This is a genomic window from Streptomyces hirsutus (assembly GCF_001418415.1).
Lineage (GTDB): Bacteria > Actinomycetota > Actinomycetes > Streptomycetales > Streptomycetaceae > Streptomyces > Streptomyces hirsutus.
This window is the reverse complement of record NZ_LIQT01000114.1, coordinates 1-3076: the sequence shown is the minus strand read 5'-3', so window position 1 is coordinate 3076 and position 3076 is coordinate 1. Positions and strand designations below refer to the sequence as shown.

Sequence of the window (3076 nt, the reverse complement as noted above, 5' to 3'; positions counted from 1 at the left end):
CCACTCGACCAGGCCGAGTCCACGGCCAGCACGATGCCGAGCGCCATGCAGGCGGCACCGATCAGCGCCAGCAGCCACTGCATCCGGTTGGTCGCGCGACCGGTCCAGACGTCGGGGTACGGGGCACGGGCGCCGTGGGGGTGGTCCCTCATGCCTTCGAGGTTACTCACGTTTCGCTCCGCGGGTCCCGCGGTGCCCGGCTCCACTGCGCCGACCGGGTGCGAAGGGCCGGGGTGCGGGTGGCCGGGGGCTCACACCGCGGGGGTGACCTGCTGGAGGAGCCGGCCTTCCGCGTAGGTGAGGGCGGGCGGGGGCAGCGTACCCTCCCGTCCGCTCAGCAGCACGGTGAGGGTGCCGGTCGCCGGGGCCTCGGGGGCGGGCTGCTCACCGAGGCGGCGCATGGCCTGGGCGGCGACCGCTCCGGCGGAGCCGTGCAGGACGAGCGGCGGCAGGCCGGGGCGCTGCACGGCGGCCCGGATGCGTTCGGCGACCAGTTCGTAATGGGTGCAGCCCAGGACGACGGTCGTCACATCGTCCGGGGTGAGGTCGGCCGCGGCGTCGACGGCTGCGGCGATCGCGCTCTCGTCCGCGCGCTCCACGGCCTCCGCGAGCCCCCAGCACGGCACCTCGGTGACGTCGACGCCGCCGGCGAAGTCCTGGATCAGGTTCCGCTGGTACGGGCTGCCGGTCGTGGCCGGGGTCGCCCAGATCGCCAGCGGCCCGCCGCCGGCCGCCGCCGGCTTGATCGCCGGGACGGTGCCGACGACGGGCAGGGCCGGTTCGAAGCGGGCGCGCAGGGCGGCGAGCGCGTGCACGGTCGCGGTGTTGCAGCCGACGATCAGGGCGTCGGGCCGGCGCGCGGCAGCCGCCTCGGCGACGGCGAGGGCGCGGGCGGTGAGGTCCTGCGGGGTCCTGGGCCCCCAGGGCATGCCGTCGGGGTCGAGGGAGAGGACGAGATCGGCGTCGGGGCGGAGGCGCCGTACCGCTGCGGTGGCCGCCAACAGGCCGATTCCGGAGTCCATGAGCGCGATCTTCACCCGGTCACGATAGTCGATGGGCCGTGTCCGGCCCCTCGTCCGGGGCAGACTGCGCACGTGAGCGCCCTTGTGTGGACCGCCCTCGCGTCCCTCGCCGCCTGGCTGTGGCTGCTGCTCGGCCAGGGCTTCTTCTGGCGTACGGACGTCCGGCTTCCGCCCCGGCGGGAGCCGGAGCCGTGGCCGTCGGTGTGCGTGGTCGTTCCCGCGCGGGACGAGGCGGCGGTGCTGCCGGTGAGCCTGCCGTCGCTGCTCGCCCAGGACTATCCCGGGCGGGCGGAGGTCTTCCTCGTCGACGACGGCAGTACGGACGGCACCGGGCGGCTCGCCCGTGAGCTGGCGGACCGGCACGGCGGACTGCCGCTGACCGTGGGTTCGCCCGGCGAACCGCCGGCCGGCTGGACCGGCAAGCTCTGGGCGGTGCGGCACGGCATCGGCCTGGCCCGCGCGCGTGCGCCCGAGTACCTGCTGCTCACGGACGCCGACATCGCGCACGCGCCCGACAGCCTGCGCCGGCTGGTCGCGGCGGCCCGCACCGGCGGGTTCGACGTCGTCTCGCAGATGGCGCGGCTGCGCGTGGAGAGCTTCTGGGAGCGGCTGGTCGTACCGGCGTTCGTGTACTTCTTCGCGCAGTTGTATCCGTTCCGCCGGATCGGGCGGGACGGGTCGCGGACGGCCGCGGCGGCCGGGGGCTGTGTGCTGCTGCGCGCGGAGGCGGCCGAAAGGGCGCGGATCCCGGACGCCATCCGGCAGGCCGTCATCGACGACGTGGCGCTCGCGCGGGCGGTCAAGGCCGGCGGCGGCCGGATCTGGCTGGGGCTGGCGGACGGGGTGGACAGTGTGCGCCCGTACCCGCGGCTGGACGACCTGTGGCGCATGGTGTCGCGCAGCGCGTACGCGCAACTGCGGCACAGCCCGGTGCTGCTGGCGGGTACGGTCGCGGGTCTTGCGCTGGTGTACCTGGTGCCGCCGGTGGCGGTGGTCTCGGGACTGGCGGCGGGGAGTGCGCCGGCCGTGGCCGCCGGTGCGGCGGCCTGGCTGGTGATGACGGGGACGTACCTCCCGATGCTGCGCCACTACCGGCAGCCGCCGTGGCTCGCTCCCCTGCTGCCGTTCACCGCGTTCCTGTACCTCCTGATGACGGTCGACTCGGCGGTGCAGCACTACCGGGGGCGGGGGGCGGCCTGGAAGGGCCGCACCTACACGCGTCCGGGCGCCGTGCCCGACGAGGGCTGAACCGGGGGCCCGTCGGGCGTCGTGGCGATGGGGGGGTCAGGTGCTGCCGGAGTCCCTCGTGACCGTGGAGCGCTTGCGGCCGGGGGTCACTTGCGGCCGGGGGTCCAGTTCATGCCCCAGCCGTAGGCGCGGTCGACGGTGCGCTGCGGGCTGACACCCCGGTCGGGCACCAGGTAGCGGGCCTCGCGCTGGACGACGAGGTCGCCGCCGGTGTTGGTGATGAGGGCGAGGGCGCACACCGTCGAGGGAACGGTGCACTCGTCGAGCGAGAAGTCGATCGGGGCGCCGTGCTGCGGCTGGAGGGTGACCGTGGCGTGCAGGTCGGCGAAGGAGCGGGCGCCCTCGTAGATGGTGACGAAGACGAGGATGCGGCGGAAGTACTGCTGGTGGTCGAGGCTGACGGTGAGGTTCTCGCCGGAGTCCACGGCGCCGGTGCGGTCGTCGCCGTCGAGGTGGATGAAGGGGGGCCGCTGCAGTGAGCCGTACGCGTTCCCGAGGGCCTGGACGACTCCCTTGCTGCCGTCGCTGAGTTCGAACAGGGCGCACAGGTCGAGGTCGAGGTCGGAGTGCATGGCGACCGGACGGCCCAGCTTGCCCGCCCAGCCGGAGAACTGTTTGCGCACCTGCCAGTTGAGGTTCACCCGGAGGGCGCCCGAGGTTCCGCCCTGTTTGGTCAACGAGACGGAGGGAGCGGCTTTGGTGAGCGTCACCTTGGTGAGCCGGACCGGCGACGCGGTGGGAGGCGCGGCCGACGGGGGCGGGGCGGCCGCGCCTCCCACCGCGTCGCCGGTCCGGCTCACCAAGGT

The 3076-nt window shown here is 74.6% G+C and carries 3 protein-coding genes; 1 reads left to right on the top strand and 2 read right to left on the bottom strand.

Annotated features, from left to right (window positions below; genetic code table 11):
- Nucleotides 1-251: 251 nt before the first annotated feature.
- Nucleotides 252-1037 carry a glutamate racemase gene (locus AOK11_RS09645; protein WP_055593247.1) on the bottom strand — a complete coding sequence of 262 codons (786 nt, stop codon included), beginning with the start codon at nt 1035-1037 and terminating at the stop codon, nt 252-254.
- Between the two features lie 57 nt (nt 1038-1094).
- Between AOK11_RS09645 and AOK11_RS09640 the strand changes: the two genes are divergently transcribed.
- Nucleotides 1095-2270 (top strand): glycosyltransferase, encoded by a 1176-nt coding sequence (locus AOK11_RS09640; protein WP_206188806.1) that lies wholly within the window; start codon nt 1095-1097, stop codon nt 2268-2270.
- Nucleotides 2271-2356: 86 nt separating this feature from the next.
- Here AOK11_RS09640 and AOK11_RS09635 read toward each other — a convergent pair.
- Nucleotides 2357-3076 (bottom strand): TerD family protein (locus tag AOK11_RS09635; protein ID WP_420902979.1); only part of this gene is annotated, 720 nt, incomplete at its 5' end.